Genomic DNA, 19,656 nt, shown 5'->3' with positions numbered 1-19,656 from the left:
ACCAGCCCTGGGCACGGGCACGGGCACGGGCACGGGCGCCGGCACTCTCGACCAGTCGCTCAGCTGCGAAAGCCCACGTCGGCGCCGTCGTGTGGGCCGGATCCGCAAACAAAAACGCCGCGACGTGCGCGGCGTTTTTGTGACTTCGTGGCGCGCTGTCGCTTACTGCGGCAGGCCCATGTCGTCGAGCAGCGCCTTGAGGAAGCGCGCGGCCTCGCCGCCCGTGCAGGCGCGGTGGTCGAACGTGAGCGAGATCGGCATGCGGCGGTGCACTTCGATGCCGCCCATGACCGCGACCACGTCGTGCGAGAGCTTGCCCGCGCCGACGATCGCCACGCACGGCGGCACCACGACCGGGGTCGCGTAGCGGCCTGCGAACATGCCGAAGTTCGACAGCGAGATCGTGTAGCCCGACAGCTCGCTCGGCGGGATCGTGCGCGATTCGACCTGCGTGCGCAGGCGCTGGATGCCGGCGCGGATGCCGGCACCGTCGAGCATGTCGGCGTTGCGCAGCGCGGGCACGAACAGCCCATCGTCGGTGTCGACCGCGATGCCGATGTCCACGTGCGGATGCATCGTGCGCGAGAGGTTGTCGCCGTCGAACCACGCGTTGAGCGCTGGCACGGCCTTGCAGGCCGCGACGATCGCGCGCACGAGGCGGGCGGTGATGTCCTGCTTGCCGATCCAGGCGTGCAGGTCGGCGTCGTCGACGAGCGTGGTCGGCACGACCTTGCTGTGCGCATCGGCCATCACGCGCGCCATGTTGCGGCGCACGCCCTTGAGCTGCTCGGGCTGGCCGGTGGCGGCCGCGCCCGGCGGCTGCGTGCGCATCGGCTTGCCGCCCTGGGACATCGTCGTGCGCTGCGCTTGCTGGGCCTGCTGCGACTGCTGCGGTGCGGCCGCCTGCGGCATCGGCTGCGAAGCCGCGCCGCGCGACGCACCGCCGGCTTGCGCCTTCGCAGTGCCGTTCGCGGCCGCCTGCTTGACGTCGTTCATCGTGACCACGCCGTCGGCGCCGCTCGGCTGCACGCGGCTCAGGTCGACGCCCATCTTGCGCGCCAGGGCACGCACGGCCGGCATCGCCTTGACGCCGCCAATGCTCGTGGCCTGCTCGCTGCGGATCGCGTCGGAGGACTGCATCGCACCGACCACGGTGCCCGCATCACTGCGCTCGCCGCCGGCCTCGCCCTTCGGTGCGGGCGCGCCGTCATGCTCGAGCGCGCCGCCGTCCTGCGAGGCGACCACGCGGTCGTCGGGCATCGGGTCCTGCGAGCCGACGCCGCGGTCGTCATCGTCCGCATGGCCGCCGCCATGGTGGTGACCGGTGTCCTGGCCTTCGGCGCGCTGCGGCATCGACGGGTCGATCTCGAACTCGGCGAGCATCTTGCCGGTGATGATCACATCGCCCGCGGCGCCGGACAGGCGCAGCACCTTGCCCGAAACGGGGGAGGGCACGTCGACGACGGCCTTCGCGGTTTCCATCGACACGAGGTTGTCGTCGAGGCGGATCGTGTCGCCTTCCTTGACGTGCCACTCGACGATCGTGGCGTCGGGCAGGCCTTCGCCGAGGTCGGGCAGCAGGAACGTCTTCTTCTGGCTCATTCGTGGATCTCGTTCAGTTCTTCGATCGGGTCGAGTTCGATGCCATGCGCGACGCGCACGTCAGCTCGCGGCCATCGCGCGCTTGGCGGCGGCGACGACGCGGTCGACGCTCGGCAGGTACTTCATCTCGAGGCGGAACAGCGGGATGTGCGTGTCGTAGCCGGTCACGCGCTCGACCGGCGCAACGAGGTCGTACATCGACTCCTCGGCGAGGCGTGCGGCGATTTCCGCGCCGAAGCCCGCGGTCTTCGGGGCCTCGTGCACGATGACGCAGCGACCGGTGCGGCTGACCGATTCGGCGATCGTCGCGAAATCGAGCGGGCGCAGCGTTGCCACGTCGATGACCTCGGCGCTGATGCCTTCCTTCTCGAGCTTCTCGGCGGCTTCCAGCGTTTCCTTGACCTGCGCGCCCCACGTCACGAGCGTGACATCGGTGCCATCGCGCAGCGTGTAGCACACGTCCAGCGGCAGTGCCTCGCCGTCGTCGGCAACCACTTCCTTGTACTGGCGGTAGATGCGCTTGGGCTCGAAGAAGATCACCGGATCCGGCTCGCGGATCGCGGCGAGCAGCATGCCGTACGCGCGCTGCGGCGAGGAGGGCATGACCACGCGCAGGCCCGGGACGTTCGTGAAAATCGCCTCGTTCGCCTCGCTGTGGTGCTCGGGCGCGCGGATGCCACCGCCCCACGGCACGCGCAGCACCATCGGGCAGGTCAGACGGCCGCGCGTGCGGTAGCGCATGCGCGCCGCATGGCTGACGATGAAGTCGACCATCGGGTACATGAAGCCGTCGAACTGCGCTTCGGCGACGGGCTTCATGCCCTGCGAGGCGAGGCCGACGGTGAGGCCGGCGATCGTCGTCTCGTCGAGCGGCGTGTCGAGCACGCGCTCGGGGCCGAACTGCGCCGACAGGCCCGCGGTGGCGCGGAACACGCCGCCGTTGACGCCCACGTCCTCGCCGAGCACGAGCACGCTCGGGTCGTTGCGCATCTCGTACGCGAGCGCCTGGGTGATCGCTTCGATCAGGGTGATGGCGGCCGGAGCCTTGGCGTCTTGCATCGTGGTGGCCTTCGAATCAGCAGCGGCGTTCATCAGCGGCCCTCCCGTGCGAGCGCCTGTGCGCGCTGGTGCTGCAGGTCGGCCGGCATGTCGGCGTAGAGGTAGTCGAACATCGCCTCGACCGGCTGCACCGGCGTCTCGAGGTAGGCGTTGATCTCGACGTCGACCTTCGCCGCGCATTCGTCGGCCCAGGCCTTTTCCATGTCCTCGTTCCACACGCCCTGCGCGGTGAGGTAGGTGCGCAGGCGCGGGATCGGGTCGCGCGTCCAGGCGTCCTTGACCTCGGCCTCGTCGCGGTAGCGACGCGCGTCGTCGGCGGTGGTGTGATCGTGCAGGCGGTAGGTCATGAACTCGATGACGCTGCCGCCCTCGCCGTTGCGTGCACGCTCGCTCGCGCGGCGCATCGCTTCGAGCACGGCGATCAGGTCGTTGCCGTCCACCTGGAGGCAGTGCAGGCCACCGGCCAGTCCCTTCTGGGCGAGCGTCTCGGCGCCGGTCTGCGCCTTACGGGGAACGGAGATCGCCCAGCCGTTGTTGATCACGCACAGCACCAGCGGCAGCGTGTACGCGCCGGCGGAGTTGAGTGCGGCGTAGAAATCGGTCTTCGACGAGCCGCCGTCGCCGCAGCAGGCCACGGCCATGCCCGGCTGCTTGCGCAGCTTCATCGACAGCGCCGCGCCGGCCGCCATCAAGCACTGGGTCGAGATCGGCACGCACCAGGGGTAGTCCTGCTTCATGCCGGAGAAGTCATTGCCGCGTTCGTCGCCGCCCCAGTACATGAGCACTTCGCGCGGCTGCACGCCGCGCATGAACTGCGCGCCGTACTCGCGGTAGCTCGGGGCGAACACGTCGTCCGGGCCCATCGAGGCGCCGATGCCGACGTGCGTGGCTTCATGGCCCAAGCTTGCCGCGTACGTGCCGAGCTTGCCGGTGCGCTGCAGCGCAATGGCCTTGCCGTCGAACACGCGCACGAACAGCATCTGCTTGAACAGCGGCAGCAGCGCCGCCGGGTCACGGAACGCCTCGGGCAGCTCCGCGACGGCCGTGCCGTCGGGCGCGAGGTATTGCAGGTATTCGATCTCGAAACTCGCGGCGAGCGCCATCGCGATTGTTTCCTCGGATGTCGGAAAAGGGGCCGATCATAACCACGAGCGCGTTAAAGCCTGTTGCGCATTGCGGCACGTCGGGCATCAAAAAAGGCGCGGCCGGAGCCGCGCCTTTTTTTCGTTGCGTGCCTCGTTGCGTGTCCCGTTTCGTCGCATCGCACCTTGCATTTCGTGCGCATTGGCGCTGCAAGCGATTGATCGATCAAGCGGGTGACGGACGCGGCGGGCCGCGTCCGCCATGCGCGTTACTTCGGCGAACCGTTCACCCGCACCGCGTGCACCGCCGTGTCGTTCGACGCCTGGGAGTCCGTGCCCGACGAGGCAATGCGCGCCCGTACGACGATCTCGTCGCGACCGTTGCGCGGCGGCGCCACGATCGAGAAGTCGATCGACGACGCGGCGCCAACCTCCAGCTGCGTGCGCGTGCACGTCACGCGGAAGCCGGCGGCTTCGTCGACGATCGGGCACGACCAGCCCGCCGCATCGACGAAGTGCAGGTTGCGCGCGGGCACGTCGCCGGTGAGCGTGAGCACCGGCGCGATGCCCGCATCCGGCCCCGCATTGCCGACCGCGACGCGGTACACGCCGCGCGTGCCGGCGCGCAGGTGCTTGGCCGGGCCGGCGAGTGCGACCCGCAGGTCGGCGAGCGCGGTGATGCCCAGCGACGCGCGTGCGCCGTTGTTGTCCGGCTGGGGGTCAATCGACTCCGCCTCGGCCGCCGCGGTGAGCGACAGCGTGCGGCCCACGAGCGGGGCGGTCGCGGTGGCCTGCAGGCGGAAGCCCGCCTCGCCGTCAAACGCGAGCGCGTCGGCGACGCAGGTCACCGCGGTGCGGCCATTGCCGACCTGTGGCGCATCGCAGTTCCAGCCCGACGGCGTGGTGACCTGCAGGCCGTCGACCTCGGCGTCGAGCTCGAAGCCCACGCCCGGACGATCGGCCTGCTCCGGGCCTTCGTTGCGCAGCACGACGTCGAACGCGAACGTCTGGCCGATGCGCGCATCGCCGGCAGAGACCGCGGTGAGCACGAGGTCGGCGCGGCGGCGCGGGTAGAACGTCGCGACGACGGGGTCGTGGTCGGCCAGGCGCGAGGGTGAAGTCGCGTCGTTGCGGTTGATCTCCGGGAAGTCGGCGTTGATGCGCGCGTGATCGAGCGTGATCTCCCGCGTGGCGACGATGAGCGCCTCGTTGACGAGCACGTGATCGAGCGTCTGCGCGTTGCCGCCGAACACGAACGAATACCGCTCGTGCGCGGGCTCGAGGCCGCCGAGGTTCACGAGGTCCGGGTTCACGAGATCGACGCCGTCGCCGAGCACCGCGGTCTGCTCATCGAGGCTCGGTGCGCCAGTGATCACGCCCATCGCATCGACGAGGCCGTCGTTGAACTCGAAGGCGTTGAAATCGCCGAGCACAACCAGGCGCGCGTCGGGGTCGCGCGTTTGCCGGCCGTTGAGGTAGGCCGCAAGGAACTCGGCCTGGCGCTGGCGCTTGCTGCGCACGCGGTCGCCGCCGGGGCCGCTTTCGTCGGCGCCGTTAAGCGAGCGCTGGTGCACGAGCACCACGGTCACGGGGAACACGCGGCCGTCCGCGTACTGCACGTTGGCCTCGAGCACGAGCGGCGGACGGTCGTTGAGCTGCTGCGCCTCCCCTTCGGGTGTGGTCCACAGCGTGTCCTTGCCGATTTGCTCGACCGAGCGCACGGCGACGCGCGGCGCACCGGCCGCGACGTTGGCAGATTTGACGAGGAAGCCCAGGTCGATGCCGCCGAAGTCGTTGCCGTCGAGCAGGTGCGCGGTGTAGCGCGGGTCGGGCTCGCCGGCGGCGACCGCATCGGCGTTCACGCGGTCGGCGAGGCGCTGCAGCACCTCGAGGTTCTCGACTTCGATCAGGCCCAGGATGTCGGGCGTGCGCAGTGAGTCGCGGATGCCGAGCGAGGCTTTCTGGAGGCGGCGCTCGAATGCGGCGGCCGTGAGCACGGGCTCGCCCAGGTCAGGGTCGTTGTTCTCGTCGAAGAAGCGCTCGACGTTGTAGGCCGCCACGGTGAACCCGTCGGCGTGCGACGCCTCCACGCCGTGCGGCGCGGGTGCCGGGCCCGCCGCGGGTGCGGTGTCGGGCAGCAGCGTGTAGCGGCGGAAGCCGTAGTCGAGCACGCCCGTGAGCTCCGCGAGCTCGGTGCCCGCGGCGACGTCGAGCACCGGCGCACCGAGGGCGTCGCTGTCGACCGAGAGCAGCTCGGGGTTGAAGTCCCAGCGCGGGATCGGCGGGATCGAGCCGGCGGGCGGCGCGTCGGGCGCCTGGATGCCGGGCTCGCGGAACGGGCGCGGCACGCCGGCCACGACGCCGTGGAAGACACCGTTGCTGCGGCCGATCGCGTCGCGCTCGAACGTGTTGCCGCCCGTCGGCGCGGTGACGGTCATGCGGGCAACGCGCACGCGCATGGCCTCCGCGCGTTCGAGCTGGTCGACGGCGCCGGTGGGACTCGGGAACGTGGCGTCGAGCTCGATCGGCGCAGGCAGCGACGCCGTGCCGTGCGTGAAGACGCTCACCTCGCCCGCGAGCTGCGTGAGCGGCGCCTGGCCCGGGTCCTGGCGCGGCACGAACTCGGTGACCGTGCCGCGCACGGTCACGACGGCGCCGGCCTGCACGTCGGCCGGCGCGTTGCGCATGAACACGAACAGACCCTCGCTCGTGGCATCGCTTGCGTCGGCGTCGGCCGGCAGGCTCTGCACGAAGAAGCCGTTGAACTTGCGGCCTGTCACCACGCCGCGTGCGGCGACGACCTGGCCGGCCAGCGGCGAGGCCGCGCCGTCGCCCTGGATCGCGGAGATCGGGGTGATCGCGAAATCGTCATTGACGATCGTGCCGGTCGCGACCGCATCGCCCGCGGCAGCGCGCTGGATGTTCGAAATCACGAGTTCGAACGTCTCGTCCTGCTCCTCGCGCGCGTCGCCGAGAACCGCCACGACGATGCGCGCCTGCGTCTCGCCGGCCGGGATCGTCACCGAACCCGACGCAGCGAGGTAGTCGTCGCCACCGGTTGCGCTGCCGTCGCGCGTGGCCCAGTCGAAGCGCACGCCGGATGCACCGGCCGGCTGCGTGAGTTCGACCGTAAACACGAGCTCGCGGGTGCCGTCGGCGCCTTCCTCGATCGAGGCGTTGGCGACGTTGAGCGTGCGTGCGCCGCCCGGGCAGACCTTGGACGCGCTGGCGCTGTTGCGCGGCGTCGGGCCATCGGCCGCGAAGTCCGCCGCGTTGTCGCCGCTGTCCTCGCAGCCACCGTCCAGGCGCAGCGCGGCGCTGATGCTGCCGAGCGCAGCGGCAGAGCCCGTGCCTTCAAAGCAGTTCGCGCTGCCGTAGCCGACCAGGTCGGCCGATCCGGCGCGGATCGCACTGCAGTCGCCGCTCAACGCGGTCTGGCTCTTCACCAGCGCGACCTTGCCGGATGCGCCCGCCATCGCGATCGCGCCGTTGGCATCAGGTGTCGGCAGGCTCTGCGTGCCGCCGCTGCCCGCCGCCTGTTGCACGAGGTAGTAGCCGCCGGCGGCGATCGAACCGGACAGGTTCGTGCGCTGCCAGGACGAGCCGCCGGCCGAGGCGTACTGCACCGACCAGCCCTCGAGGCTCACCGCTTCGGTGCCGTTGTTGTGCAGCTCGATGAAGTCGTTGCGCAGCGTCGCGCCCGAATTGCCGCCGCCGCCGTAGACCTGGCTGATCACCACGTCCGCCTGCGCCGGCGCCGCCAGCGCGAGCCCCACCGCCAGCGCCAATACCGAAACGCGTCCCGTTTGCCCGTTCATTGCCTGCTCCCCTCGAGTGTGCCGGCCCGGCATCCGGGCGCGCGACGGGGGATATTTGAACCCATCCATTGCCGGAATGTGACGGCCGTCGCGTGCGGCGGATGCGCTACCCTTCCGTCCCGGTTACCGGCACCCCGAAATGAGCGTCGATTCGAACCAGCGCGAGCTCGAAGCGGAGATCCACACCGACTTCGCCGAAAAGCTCAGTTACGCCGATTACCTTCAGCTCGATCGCCTGCTCAGCTCGCAGCGCCCGCTCAAGCAGCCGGCCCAGCACGACGAGTTGCTGTTCATCGTCCAGCACCAGGTCGCCGAGTTGTGGATGAAGCTGCTCCTCCACGAACTTCGCGCCGCAATCGAGAAATTGCGCGCCGACGACCTTGCGGGCACGCAGAAGGTGTTCTCCCGCTGCAAGGCGGTGCTGCGCCAGCTCATCGAGCAGTGGACCGTGCTCGAGACGCTCACGCCGTCAGAGTACGTGCAGTTCCGCGACATCCTCGGCCCGTCGTCGGGGTTCCAGTCGCTGCAGTACCGCACGATCGAGTTCCTGCTCGGCAACAAGAACGCCGACATGCTCAAGGTGTTCGCGCACGATGCCGACGCGCACGCGCAGCTGCGTGAGGCGCTCGAGTCGCCGAGCCTGTACGACGAGGCGCTGCGCTACCTCGCCCGGCACGGCCACGCGGTGCCCGATGCGCACGTCGAGCGCGACTGGACGCAGCCGCACGTGTCGGACAAGGCGCTGCTGCCGGTGTTCGAGCGCATCTACGACGACACGAAGGCGCACTGGGCCGCGTACCACCTGTGCGAGGACCTGGTCGATATCGAGTCCGCGTTCCAGCTCTGGCGGTTCCGTCACCTGCGCACGGTGATGCGCGTCATCGGCTTCAAGCGCGGCACCGGCGGGTCGACCGGCGTCGGCTTCCTGCGCCAGGCGCTGGACCAGACATTCTTCCCGGAGCTGTTCGAGGTGCGCACGACGGTCGGCGCAGGCGGCGCCTACGGATTGCCCGTGGAAAGCGGCACATCCGGCGTGTGAAGGCGACTGTTAGGATGGCGTGATTGCATCCGGGAGCCGTCGCGTGAGCCAGCCGAATCCGTCCCCATCGCCGGCACCGCGCGGCGCGATCAACCGGTTCCTGGACGGCGTCGAGCGTGTCGGCAATCGACTGCCGGACCCGGCGGTGCTGTTCCTGATGTTGATGCTCGTGGTGTGGGCGGTGTCCGCGCTGCTGTCGACTATGACGTTCGGCGAGATCGACCCGCGCAGCGGAGAGCCGATCGCGATCAAGAACCTGCTCGCGGGCACCAGCTTCACCGGCTTCCTCGCGACGATGGTCAACACGTTCGTGACGTTCGCGCCGCTCGGCGTGGTGCTCGTCGCGATGCTCGGCCTCGGCGTCGCCGAGCACACCGGCTTCATCAATGCCGGCCTACGCGCGATCCTCGCGGTGACGTCGCGCATGCTGCTGACCCCGGTCCTGATCGGCGTGGGCATCCTCAGCCACGTCGCGGTCGACGCGGGCTACGTGCTCGTGATCCCGCTCGGCGCGGTGATCTTCTATGCCGCGGGCCGCCATCCGCTTGCAGGCATCGCGGCGGCGTTCGCGGGCGTGTCGGGCGGGTTCTCGGCCACGATGTTCCTGCCATCCAGCCTCGATCCGCTGCTCGCCGCGATCACCCAGGAAGCCGGGCGCATCATCGAGCCGACGCTCGTGATCAGCCCGCTGAACAATTACTTCTTCACCACCGCGTCGGCGGTGCTGGTGATTCTCGTCGGCTGGTTCCTGACGGACCGGGTCATCGAGCCCCGTCTGAAGGGCACGGCGGTCGACGCCGACACGTCCCAACTGCCGGCGATGGAGCCGCTCGCACCCGCCGAGCGACGTGCGCTGTGGGTCGCGGTGGCGGTCATGATCGCGGGCGCGGTGCTGCTGGTGCTCACCGCGCTGCCGGCCGATTCGGCCTGGCGCGCACCAGCCGATGCGCCGGCTGATGCGGCCGGCCAGCTGGTGGTCGCGCAGGCGCCCCTGATGCAGTCGATCGTGGCGCTGATCTTCCTGTTCTTCCTGCTCCCCGGCGTCGTGTACGGCTATCTCGCCGGCACGGTGAAGACCCACCGCGACGTCATCGCCGGCATGGCGAAGGCCATGAGCGGGATGGGCTACTACATCGTGATGGCGTTCTTCGCGGCGCAGTTCATCTATGCATTCGCGCAGAGCAACCTCGGCGCGCTGCTCGCGATCAAGGGCGCGAACTGGCTGCAGGCGATGGGCTTTCCGACCGCGCTCACGCTGGTCGGCATCGTGCTGCTGACCGGCCTGGTCAACCTCGTGGTCGGCTCGGCGTCGGCGAAGTGGGCCCTGATCGGGGCGATCATGGTGCCGATGCTGATGCAGCTGGGCATCTCGCCCGACCTGACGCAAGCGGCGTACCGGGTCGGCGATTCGAGCACGAACATCATCACCCCGCTGATGCCGTACTTCCCGCTGATCGTGGTGTTCTGCCAGAAGTACGTGAAATCCGCCGGCATCGGCACGCTGCTGGCGCTTATGCTGCCGTTCTCCATCGCGCTGCTGGTGCTGTGGACCGCGTTCCTGTTGCTGTTCTGGGCCCTGGGCATCCCGCTGGGGATCGGCGCGAGCTACACATACCCGACCGGTCTTTGACCGGCCCCGGATAGCGAAACGGCCTGCCATGCAGGCCGTTTTCGTTTGGGTTTGGACGGTGCAGACGCTGCGTTGCACCATCGCACGGCGGTTTGACTCGGCCGTATCGCAACGGTTACACCTTGCGGCCGGGCGCGGCGGCTCCGCTGCCGCATGTCCACTTGTTCTCTCCACGGCCGCTGGCATCACCAGGAATTACCACGCATGAAGTCGACTCAAGGTTTAAGCGGCGAAGAAGGCAGGACCATCCTCGGCCATCCACGCGGCCTGTTCGTGCTGTTCTTCGCCGAGATGTGGGAGCGCTTCTCCTACTACGGCATGCGTGCGCTGCTGATCTTCTATCTCGTGCAGCACTGGCTGTTCTCCGACAGCGAAGCGTCGGTGATCTACGGCGCGTACACCGCGCTGGTCTACATCACGCCGGTGATCGGCGGCTACCTCGCCGACCGTTATCTCGGGCAGCGCAAGGCGGTGCTGTTCGGCGCCGTGCTGCTGACGTTTGGTCACTTCCTCATGGCGTTCGAGGGCGACGGTGGGCAGGAAGGCGCGGCCATCAACATCTTCTGGCTTGCGCTGAGCTTCATCATCGTCGGCTCGGGCTTTTTGAAGGCCAACATCTCGGTGATCGTGGGCCAGCTGTACTCGCGCACCGACGTGCGGCGCGATCCGGCGTACACGATCTTCTACATGGGCATCAACCTCGGCGCGGCGCTCGGTGCGATCGTCGCCGGTTGGCTGGGCCAGACCTACGGCTGGGCCTACGGCTTCGGTGCGGCGGGCATCGGCATGCTGCTGGGCCTTCTGGTGTTCATGTGGGGCAAGCCGCTGCTGCTGGGCCGCGGCGAGTCCAAGAACCCCGAGCGCCTGAACTCGAAGGTCATGGGCATCCGCTTCGAGTGGCTGCTCTACATCCTCAGCATCCTCGGCGTCGGCCTGGTCTGGATCATGATCCAGTACCAGTCGCTGGTCGGCTTCCTGCTGATGGGCGCGGGCGCGATCCTCGTCGCGTACGTGCTGTTCACCGCGGTGTTCAAGCTGCCGAAGGAAGACCGCGACCGCATCATCGCCGCGCTCTACCTCATCGTCGGCTCGATCCTGTTCTGGGCGCTGTTCGAGCAGGCCGGTTCGTCGCTGAACCTCTACACCGACCGCGACGTCGAGCGCACGATCTTCGGCATCACGGTGCCGGCTTCGGTGTTCCAGTCGATCAATGCGATCTACATCGTGCTGCTCGCGCCGCTGTTCGCGTCGCTGTGGCTGTGGCTGGGACGTCGGGGCATGGAGCCGTCCGCTCCGGCGAAGTTCGCGCTTGGCGTGATCCAGGTCGGCCTTGGCTTCCTGGTGCTGGTGGCGGGTGACCGCGCGACCGGTGGGCTGACCCCGGTTGTGTTCATTTTCCTGATCTACCTGCTGCACACGACCGGCGAGCTGTGCCTGTCGCCGGTGGGTCTGTCGGCAATGAACCGTCTGGCGCCGGCGCACATGGCCAGCCTGATCATGGGCACCTGGTTCTTCGCCTCGGCGACGGGCAACTTCGCTGCCGGCCTGATCGCGTCGGCGACCGGCGCCGAGGGCGTCGAGAACGCGGGCTCCGAGCGCGTGATCGAGGTCTACTCGACGGTGGGCTGGACCGCAGTGGCAGTCGGCATCGGCATGCTCGTGGTGGCCCCGCTGATCAAGCGCTTGATGCACCTGAACACGCTGCGCGACGACACCGACCTCGCCGGCCGCGACCAGCTGGCCGAGAAGGGCGCGCCGGGCATGCATCTGGAAGTGGAAGAAAAGCCCAAGCGCCGCTGATCGCGCACGGCTGGAAAACGGACGGCGGCCACAAGGCCGCCGTCCTTTTTTGTGTCAACGCATCAGGTCACTGCGGAGCGTCCAACTCCGCCTCGGCCTGCAGCTCGAGCGCATCGAGGCGGTCGAGCAGGCGGAACAGCGCGTCGCGCTCGTCGGCAGCCATGCCCGCGAGCAGCCGCTGCTCGAATGCCAGCGCGTGCGGCGCGACCTCGGCGAGGATCGCGCGGCCCGCCTCCGACAGCCGCAGCACCGAGCGCCGGCGGTCGGCGTCGCTGACGTCGCGCTCGAGCCGGCCGCCCTCGAGCAGGCGTGCGACCGCGCGGCTGACCGCGACCTTGTCCATCGCCGTGCGCTGCGCGACCTCGCCGGCGGAGAGCTCCGGGTACCGGCCGAGCACTGCGATCACCCGCCACTCGGTAATGCCGAGGTCGAAGCGCTCCGAATACACGCGCGCGATCGCGCCGCTCACCCGGTTGCTGAGCACGGACAGGCGGTAGGGCAGGAAGTGCTCGAGATCGAGTTCGGCGGTCATGCGGCGCCGCGCCTTGCAAATGGTTTCATCTGAAACTATAAGGTTCGGGCAGGCCGTGCAAGCGCGGCGACCGTCCTCCCGATGCACGCCGAAGCGCGCGGCATCGCCCTTGATTCGAGCCAGGAGTTTTCCGATGAACGCCCAACCCAACCTCGGCATGCAGGTCACCACGTTCGAAAATCCGCTCGGCATCGACGGCTTCGAATTCGTCGAGTTCGCAGCGCCGGAAGGCCAGGGCGCGGTGCTCCACGAGTACTTCCGCAAGATGGGCTTCACCGCGGTGCTCAAGCACAAGTCGCGGCCGATCACCGTCTACCGCCAGGGCGGCGTGAATTTTCTCGTCAACGAGGACCCCGACAGCTTTGCCGCGGATTTCGCAAAGGCCCACGGGCCCAGCGCCTGCGGCTTCGCGATCCGCTTCCGCAAGCCCTCCGACGAGGTCTGCCAGGTCGTGCTCGGCAACGGCGGCGAAGCGATCGACAACAAGCCCGAGACCAAGGCGGTCGATGCGCCGGTCGTGAAGGGCATCGGTGACTGCATGCTGTATCTCGTCGATCGCTACGGCGACGCGGGCACGATGTACGACGCCGACTTCGAGCCGATCGAAGGCGCCGACCAGCACCCGAAGGGCTTCGGTCTGACGTTCATCGACCACCTCACGCACAACCTCTACTTCGGCAACATGCAGAAGTGGAGCGACTACTACGAGCGTCTGTTCAACTTCCGCGAGATCCGCTACTTCGACATCAAGGGCGCGAAGACGGGTCTGGTCTCGAAGGCGATGACCGCGCCGGACGGCATCGTGCGCATTCCGCTCAACGAGTCGTCCGACCCGAAGAGCCAGATCAACGAGTACCTCGACGCGTACAAGGGCGAGGGCATCCAGCACATCGCGTGCTTTACCGATGACATCTACGAGACGATCGAGGCGATGCGCGGGCAGGGCATGGAGTTCCTCGACACGCCGGACACGTATTTCGACGTGATCGACCAGCGCATCCCGAATCATCAGGAAGACGTCGAGCGCCTGCGCCGCAACAAGATCCTCATCGACGCGGACCCGGAAACGAAGAGCCGCAAGCTGCTGCAGATCTTCACCCAGAACGCGATCGGGCCGATCTTCTTCGAGATCATCCAGCGCAAGGGCAATGAAGGTTTTGGCGAAGGCAACTTCCAGGCGCTGTTCGAGTCGATCGAGCGCGACCAGATGAAGCGCGGCGTGCTGTAAGCGGCACGCGTCCAAACGACCGGAGATCCAGCGATGACGAGCCATGCCAGCGGTGCGGCCGACGCCGCCACCGAGCGCGCGATCGAGAACGCGGAGAACGTGATCCCGCTGGCCGAGGCGCGCAGCGGGCGCGTGCCGACGCGCGGCTACATGAGCGGCTTTGGCAACGAGTTCGCGACCGAGGCGATCCCGGGCACGCTGCCGGTGGGCCGCAACTCGCCGCAGCGCGTCGCGTACGGGCTTTATGCCGAGCAGATCTCCGGCACCGCGTTCACCGCACCGCGCGGTGAGAACCGCCGCAGCTGGCTGTACCGCATCCGGCCCGCGGCCATGCACGGGACGTTCGCGCTGTACGAAGGCCCGGCCACCGCCACGTTCCACAACGATTTCCATGCCGGCCCGGTCACGCCGGACCAGCTGCGCTGGAGCCCGTTGCCACTGCCCGGCGCCGAGGCGCCGCGAGATTTCGTCGATGGCTTGTTCACCGTCGCCGGCAACGGCGGACCGGCCGCGCAGACGGGCCTCGGCGTGCACCTGTACGCCGCGAACCGCGACATGGACGGGCGCTACTTCTACGACGCCGACGGCGAGCTGCTGATCGTGCCGCAGCAGGGCCGGCTGCACATCGAGACCGAGCTCGGCGTGCTCGACGTCGAGCCGCAGGAGATCGCGGTGATTCCGCGTGGCGTGCGGTTTGCGGTCACGCTGCCGGACGGCGCCGCGCGCGGGTACGTGTGCGAGAACTTCGGCGCGATGCTGCGCCTGCCGGACCTCGGTCCCATTGGCAGCAATGGCCTCGCGAACCCGCGCGACTTCCTCACGCCGCACGCGGCGTTCGAGGATCGCGAGGGCGAGCTCGAACTGATCGCGAAGTTCCAGGGCCACCTGTGGCGCGCGGACATCGCGCACTCCCCGCTTGACGTCGTCGGCTGGCACGGCAACTACGCGCCGTACAAGTACGACCTGCGGCACTTCAACGCGATCGGCTCGATCAGCTTCGATCATCCCGACCCGTCGATCTTCCTCGTGCTGCATTCCGCCAGCGACACGCCGGGCACGAGCAACATCGATTTCGTGATTTTCCCGCCGCGCACCCTCGCGATGCAGGACACGTTCCGGCCGCCGTGGTTCCATCGCAACATCGCCAGCGAGTTCATGGGGCTCGTGCACGGCGCGTACGACGCAAAAGCGGAGGGATTCGCGCCCGGCGGCTGCTCGCTGCACAACTCGATGACGGGTCACGGGCCGGATGCGGCCACGTTCGAGAAGGCATCGCACGCGGATCTATCCAAGCCCGACGTCATCCGCGACACGATGGCTTTCATGTTCGAGTCGCGCTCGGTGATCCGCCCCACACGCCAAGCGCTCGACGCCGAGCACCGCCAGCGCGATTACCAGGCATGCTGGTCCGGGCTGCGCAAGCACTTCTCGCCGCCGCCCTGACCGGCGGCGCATTCGCGTTGCTTTCACCGCGCGAAGCTAGGCTGCGGGCGTCCGCCCCGGACTCGTCTGTCCCTCTCCGGAGAACGCCGATGCCCGTTCGCCCGCTGTCGGTTCTGCTGTCGATTCCGCTGCTGTGCGCGCTCGTGGCGTGCGACCGCGAGCCCGCCAACGATGCGCCCGCCGAAGTGCCGGCTGCCACGGCGGCCGCACCCGCGCCGGCGTCGACCGCCGATACGGTGTCCGCGGCGGACGGCGCGAACGCATCGCTGCCGATCGCATCCGACGCGATCGCCTACTTCGGCTTCAAGACCGCGCCGTTCGGCTCCGACGAGAAGATGCTGCGCGCGGCATGGGACGGTGAGCTCACCACGAAGGGCCCGCCGCAGGTCGACGGTTGCTATTACCTGTACCCCACGAACGCATCGATGGCGCCGGGGCGTTACCGCATCGGCTTCATGATGGACGGCAGCGCGTTCCGCCGCATCGATGTCGACGATGCATCGCTCGTCGCCCCCGGCGGCGGTCGCATCGGCATGAGCACGCACGAGATCGCGAAGCTCTACGCACAGCGGCTCGAAGTGCAGCCGCACAAGTACGTCGACGGCGCCAACTACCTGCGCGTGCCTGATGCGGGCGGCAGCGGCCAGGTGCTGCTGTTCGAAACCGACGTCGAGGGGCGCGTGACGAAGTGGCGCATCGGCCAGCCGCCGCAGGTCGATTACGTCGAAGGCTGCGCCTGATATGCGCGGTCGCGGCACGGCGGAGCGCGGTTGATGCTTGAGGCCATGGGTCTGTTCGCGATCGGCCTGGTGCTGCTCGCACTTGGCGGCGATTCGATCGTCAAAGGCGCGTCCGGGCTCGCACAGCGCGCGGGCCTCACGCCGTTCACCGCGGGCCTCGTGCTGGTGGCATTTGCGACGTCGCTGCCGGAGCTGGCCGTGAACCTGCATGCGGCGGCCACCGGCCAGCCCTGGCTCGCGCTCGGCAACGCGGTCGGCAGCAACGTCGTCAATGTCGGGCTCACGCTCGGCCTGGCCGCGCTCGCCGCGCCGCTGGTGATTGACTGGCGTTCGCTCAACCCGCTGTGGATCGTGCTCGTGCTCGCGACCGTCGCGCTAGGCCTGCTCGGGCTCGACGGCGAGATCTCCCGGCTCGACGGCATCGGCCTGCTCATTGCGTTCGTCGCGGTGCTGGCGTTCGCGCTGAGTCGCGCGGATCGCGAATCGCCCGAGGTGCGTGCCGAACTCGAGGCCTACGCGGCCACCAGTGCGGACCTGCGCCTGAACCTGATTCGCGTCGCGATTGCCGTGGCGCTGCTGTACTTCGGTTCGAGGTTCGTCGTGCGCGCCGCGCCGACGATCGGCGAGGCGCTCGGCCTGACGTCGCTGCTCGTGGGCCTGCTGCCGGTCGCGATCGGCACGGCGCTGCCCGAGATCGCGGCGGCCGTCGCGGCCGCGCGGCGCGGGCAGGGCGACCTTGTCGCCGGCCACGTGATCGGCTCGAGCCTGTTCAACGTGCTCGTCGTCGTCGGGCTGGTCGCGATTGTCGATCCGCTGCCGATGCCGCGCTCGTTCGTGCTGATCGAGCTGCCCGCCGCGCTCGCGTTCGCGCTGATGCTCTACCCGATCCTCCGCGGCGATCTGCGCGTCAGCCGGCGCGAGGGCGGGGTGCTCGTCTTCGCGTTCGTGCTGTGGGTCGGGTACGAGCTCGCGCTCGTGTGGCGTTGACGCGCGCTCAGTCTGCGTCGGGCCCGCGGCCGGCCGCGGGTGAAGCCTGAGCGTCGCTCTCGGCGGCCTTCGACATCGTCGCCGACGCGGCCGGCGGCTGCGGCGGACGCTGCTCGGGCGATAGCCGCAGCGCAGCACGGGCCATCACGTGGGCGCTGATCGGCGCGGTCAGAAACAGGAACAGCGTGATCAGGATCTCGCGTAGGCCCAGGCCGTCGCCGCGCAGCCCGTGAAACGCGATCGACGCGATCAGGATGCAGCCGACGCCGAGCGTGCTCGCCTTCGTCGGGCCGTGCAGGCGCTTGAAGAACTCCGACAGCTTGAACAGCCCGAACGAACCGACGAGCACGAAGAACGTGCCGATCGCGATCAGCAGGCTGAGCAGGATTTCCGCGAGCGCGCTCATGTCCGGTCTCCGCTCATTCGACGATGTCCCGGCGCAGCACGTACTTGCTGAGCACCGCCGTACCGACGAAGCCGAGCATCGCGATCACGAGCGCAGCCTCGAAATAGATCGACGAGCGCAGGTGCATGCCGAACAGGATCAACGCCGCGATCGCGTTGATGTACAGCGTGTCGAGCGCGAGGATGCGGTCGGCGACCGTGGGGCCGCGCAGCAGCCGCCACAGGCTCAGCAGCATCGCGAAGCCAATGACGTGCAAGGCGATCAGCACCGCGCTCTCGATCACGGGAAGATCTCCTTGAGCGGCGCTTCGTAGCGGGCCTTGATCGTCGCGAGCAACTGCTCGGCGTCGTCGAGGTTGAAGCAATGGATCAGCAGGTGGCGCCGGTCTTCGCTGAGCTCGGCCGAGACCGTGCCCGGCGTCAGCGTGATGATGCTCGCGAGCGTGGTGATGCCATGGATGTTGGTGAGATCCAGCGGCAGCCAGACGAACGTCGGCGTCAGCGCGCTCTCGGGGCCGAGGATGCGGCGCGCAACTTCAATATTCGACAGCACGATGTCCCACAGCACGCGCGCGAGCAGCACGAACACCGCGCGCGTACGCCGCACGTGCGCGCGCTCGGGCTGCAGCGCGCCGGCCACGAGCGGCAATGCGATCGCCAGCGCGATGCCGAGCACGAGCTGCCCCGCGCTGAACTCGGCGACGAGCAGGAGCCACAGCACCAGCACGGCGATGCTCAGCGGCGGAGAAGGCAGGAAGCGGCTCATGGCGACGGCGCCCGAAGCTGCGGCGTCGCGCTGCGCGCTGCGTCGATATACGCCTCGGGCGCAAGCAACTGCTGCGCGGCGGCCTCGGTGTAGCCGACCACGGCCCCGCCGCCGAGCACGAGCGCGATGCCGCAGCCGAGCAGGGCAAGCGTGGCGATCACCTGGACGCGGCTCGGCGCCGCGGGCACCGGCGCGGCGGCTGGCCACGGTTCGGCCCGCCAGAACACCTGGCTGCCGGTGCGGGCGAGGGCGATGAGGCTCATCAGGCTGGTGCCGAGCACGATCGACCACACCCAGCCGCGCGCGCCGGGCGGCACGGCGTCGAGGATCATGAGCTTGCCGAAAAAGCCCGACAGCGGCGGAAGTCCGGCGATCGACACCGCGGCGACCGCAAACAGCGTGCCGAGCAGGGCAGGGCGATGCAGCGGGCCCGCGGCGTCGAGCAGGTCGCGCCGGGCGCCGCGCTGGCCGCGGATCAGGTCGACGACGAGGAACAACGCAGCCGCGACGAACGTGCTGTGCAGCAGGTAGTACAGCCCCGCGCCAACGGCATCGGGCGTGCCGAGCGAGAACGCGATGAACAGCGTAGCCGCCGATGCAACCACGAGGTAGGCCACCTGCATGCGCAGCGTCGTCGCGGCAAGCGCGCCGAGCGTCGCAAGCACGAGCGTGGCCAGGCCCAGCGGCAGCAGCCAGTCCCACGCCCAGCCGGCGAGCGGGCCCGCCGTGCTGCCGAACACGAGCGTGTACACGCGGAGCACCGCGTAGACGCCGACCTTGGTCATGATCGCGAACAAGGCTGCGACCGGCGCCGGCGCCCACGAGTACGCGCCCGGCAGCCACAGGTACAGCGGCAGCAGCGCCGCCTTGCCGCAGAACACGACGAGCAGCACGCCCGAGGCTGCGCGGATCAGCGCGAGATCGGCTGGATCGGCCGTGGACACGCGCAGCGCCATCTCGGCCATGTTGAGCGTGCCGAGCAGGCCATACAGCAGGCCGAGCGCCACGAGGAACAGCGTCGACGCGGCGATGTTGAACACCACGTAGTGGAAGCCCGCGCGCATGCGCTGGCCGCGGCCGCCGCTGAGCAGAAGCCCGTACGAGGCGATGAGCATCACCTCGAAGAACACGAACAGGTTGAACAGGTCGCCGGTGAGGAACGCGCCGTTGAGACCGGCGAGCTGGAACTGCAGCAGCGCATGGAAGTGCGTGGCGCGCGCGTCCCATCCACTCGCGGCGTGCAGAGCGCATGCGGTGGCGAGCACCGCGGTGGCGAGAACGAGCATCGCCCCGAGCCGGTCAGCGACGAGCGCGATGCCGAGCCGCGCCGGCCAGTCGCCCACGAGGTAGACGTCGATCACGCCCGAGCCGGCGCGGTCGACGAGCGCGACGGCCACGACGAGCAGCGATGCGAGCCCGAGCGCGCCGACCGCGCGCATCGTCGCAATGCTGCGGCGCTCGACGAGCAGCGCGAGTGCGCCGAACACCAGCGGAACGAGGATTGCGAGGACCGGCAGGTGCATGC

16 protein-coding genes are annotated in these 19,656 nt (G+C 69.0%); 7 read left to right on the top strand and 9 right to left on the bottom strand.

Annotated elements, in window-relative coordinates:
• Positions 1–162 precede the first annotated feature (162 nt).
• The 4 genes from IE075_RS12600 to IE075_RS12585 all read right to left on the bottom strand — a co-directional run bounded on the left by IE075_RS12600 (position 163) and on the right by IE075_RS12585 (position 7,561).
• Positions 163–1,602: a dihydrolipoamide acetyltransferase family protein gene (locus IE075_RS12600; RefSeq protein ID WP_189457101.1), complete on the bottom strand. Its 1,440-nt coding sequence runs from the start codon at positions 1,600–1,602 to the stop codon at positions 163–165.
• Positions 1,603–1,662: 60 nt separating this feature from the next.
• On the bottom strand, positions 1,663–2,694 hold the full coding sequence (locus IE075_RS12595; protein WP_189457099.1) for an alpha-ketoacid dehydrogenase subunit beta: 1,032 nt from the start codon (positions 2,692–2,694) through the stop codon (positions 1,663–1,665).
• Positions 2,694–3,764 (bottom strand): pyruvate dehydrogenase (acetyl-transferring) E1 component subunit alpha, encoded by a 1,071-nt coding sequence (gene pdhA, locus IE075_RS12590; protein ID WP_189457097.1) that lies wholly within the window; start codon positions 3,762–3,764, stop codon positions 2,694–2,696. Before pdhA ends, IE075_RS12595 begins: the two co-directional genes overlap by 1 nt.
• 248 nt (positions 3,765–4,012) lie before the next feature.
• Positions 4,013–7,561: a lamin tail domain-containing protein gene (locus IE075_RS12585; protein ID WP_189457095.1), complete on the bottom strand. Its 3,549-nt coding sequence runs from the start codon at positions 7,559–7,561 to the stop codon at positions 4,013–4,015.
• Positions 7,562–7,700: 139 nt separating this feature from the next.
• Here IE075_RS12585 and IE075_RS12580 point away from each other — a divergent pair, with 139 nt between their 5' ends.
• From IE075_RS12580 to IE075_RS12570, 3 genes are all read left to right on the top strand, one after another.
• Positions 7,701–8,600: a tryptophan 2,3-dioxygenase gene (locus IE075_RS12580; protein ID WP_189457093.1), complete on the top strand. Its 900-nt coding sequence runs from the start codon at positions 7,701–7,703 to the stop codon at positions 8,598–8,600.
• A 43-nt stretch (positions 8,601–8,643) separates the two neighbouring features.
• On the top strand, positions 8,644–10,230 hold the full coding sequence (locus IE075_RS12575; RefSeq protein ID WP_189457091.1) for an AbgT family transporter: 1,587 nt from the start codon (positions 8,644–8,646) through the stop codon (positions 10,228–10,230).
• Between the two features lie 204 nt (positions 10,231–10,434).
• Positions 10,435–12,030, top strand: a complete 1,596-nt coding sequence (locus IE075_RS12570; RefSeq protein ID WP_189457073.1) for a peptide MFS transporter — start codon at positions 10,435–10,437, stop codon at positions 12,028–12,030.
• A gap of 67 nt (positions 12,031–12,097) precedes the next feature.
• Here the strand turns inward: IE075_RS12570 and IE075_RS12565 are convergent, their stop codons facing one another.
• Complete coding sequence (locus tag IE075_RS12565; protein WP_189457071.1) at positions 12,098–12,562, bottom strand: MarR family winged helix-turn-helix transcriptional regulator; 465 nt, start codon at positions 12,560–12,562, stop codon at positions 12,098–12,100.
• A 133-nt stretch (positions 12,563–12,695) separates the two neighbouring features.
• Between IE075_RS12565 and hppD the strand changes: the two genes are divergently transcribed.
• The 4 genes from hppD (at position 12,696) to IE075_RS12545 (ending at position 16,960) form a co-directional block, all read left to right on the top strand.
• On the top strand, positions 12,696–13,790 hold the full coding sequence (gene hppD, locus IE075_RS12560; protein WP_189457069.1) for a 4-hydroxyphenylpyruvate dioxygenase: 1,095 nt from the start codon (positions 12,696–12,698) through the stop codon (positions 13,788–13,790).
• Positions 13,791–13,940: 150 nt separating this feature from the next.
• Positions 13,941–15,233, top strand: coding sequence for a homogentisate 1,2-dioxygenase (gene hmgA, locus IE075_RS12555; protein ID WP_189457275.1), 1,293 nt, complete (start codon positions 13,941–13,943; stop codon positions 15,231–15,233).
• Positions 15,234–15,322: 89 nt separating this feature from the next.
• The gene (locus IE075_RS12550; protein ID WP_189457066.1) at positions 15,323–15,973 is read left to right on the top strand and encodes a lectin; all 651 of its coding nucleotides are present in this window, start codon (positions 15,323–15,325) and stop codon (positions 15,971–15,973) included.
• Between the two features lie 33 nt (positions 15,974–16,006).
• Complete coding sequence (locus IE075_RS12545; protein WP_189457064.1) at positions 16,007–16,960, top strand: calcium/sodium antiporter; 954 nt, start codon at positions 16,007–16,009, stop codon at positions 16,958–16,960.
• A gap of 7 nt (positions 16,961–16,967) precedes the next feature.
• On the opposite strand, the gene IE075_RS12540 is transcribed toward IE075_RS12545, so the two are convergent.
• Genes IE075_RS12540 through IE075_RS12525 form a run of 4 tightly spaced genes read right to left on the bottom strand, consistent with a single transcriptional unit; the run spans position 16,968 to position 19,654 of the window.
• Positions 16,968–17,366, bottom strand: coding sequence for a Na+/H+ antiporter subunit G (locus IE075_RS12540; protein WP_189457062.1), 399 nt, complete (start codon positions 17,364–17,366; stop codon positions 16,968–16,970).
• A gap of 13 nt (positions 17,367–17,379) precedes the next feature.
• Positions 17,380–17,601, bottom strand: a complete 222-nt coding sequence (locus IE075_RS12535; protein WP_229792523.1) for a K+/H+ antiporter subunit F — start codon at positions 17,599–17,601, stop codon at positions 17,380–17,382.
• Positions 17,602–17,645: 44 nt separating this feature from the next.
• Positions 17,646–18,131, bottom strand: a complete 486-nt coding sequence (locus IE075_RS12530) for a Na+/H+ antiporter subunit E (RefSeq protein ID WP_189457058.1) — start codon at positions 18,129–18,131, stop codon at positions 17,646–17,648.
• A complete protein-coding gene (locus IE075_RS12525; RefSeq protein WP_189457056.1) occupies positions 18,128–19,654 on the bottom strand; it encodes a monovalent cation/H+ antiporter subunit D in 1,527 nt (508 codons plus the stop codon). Before IE075_RS12525 ends, IE075_RS12530 begins: the two co-directional genes overlap by 4 nt.
• Positions 19,655–19,656: the final 2 nt, after the last annotated feature.

The organism is Cognatilysobacter bugurensis, assembly GCF_014652095.1.
Taxonomy (GTDB): domain Bacteria; phylum Pseudomonadota; class Gammaproteobacteria; order Xanthomonadales; family Xanthomonadaceae; genus Cognatilysobacter; species Cognatilysobacter bugurensis.
This window is presented reverse-complemented; position numbering and strand designations above follow the sequence as displayed.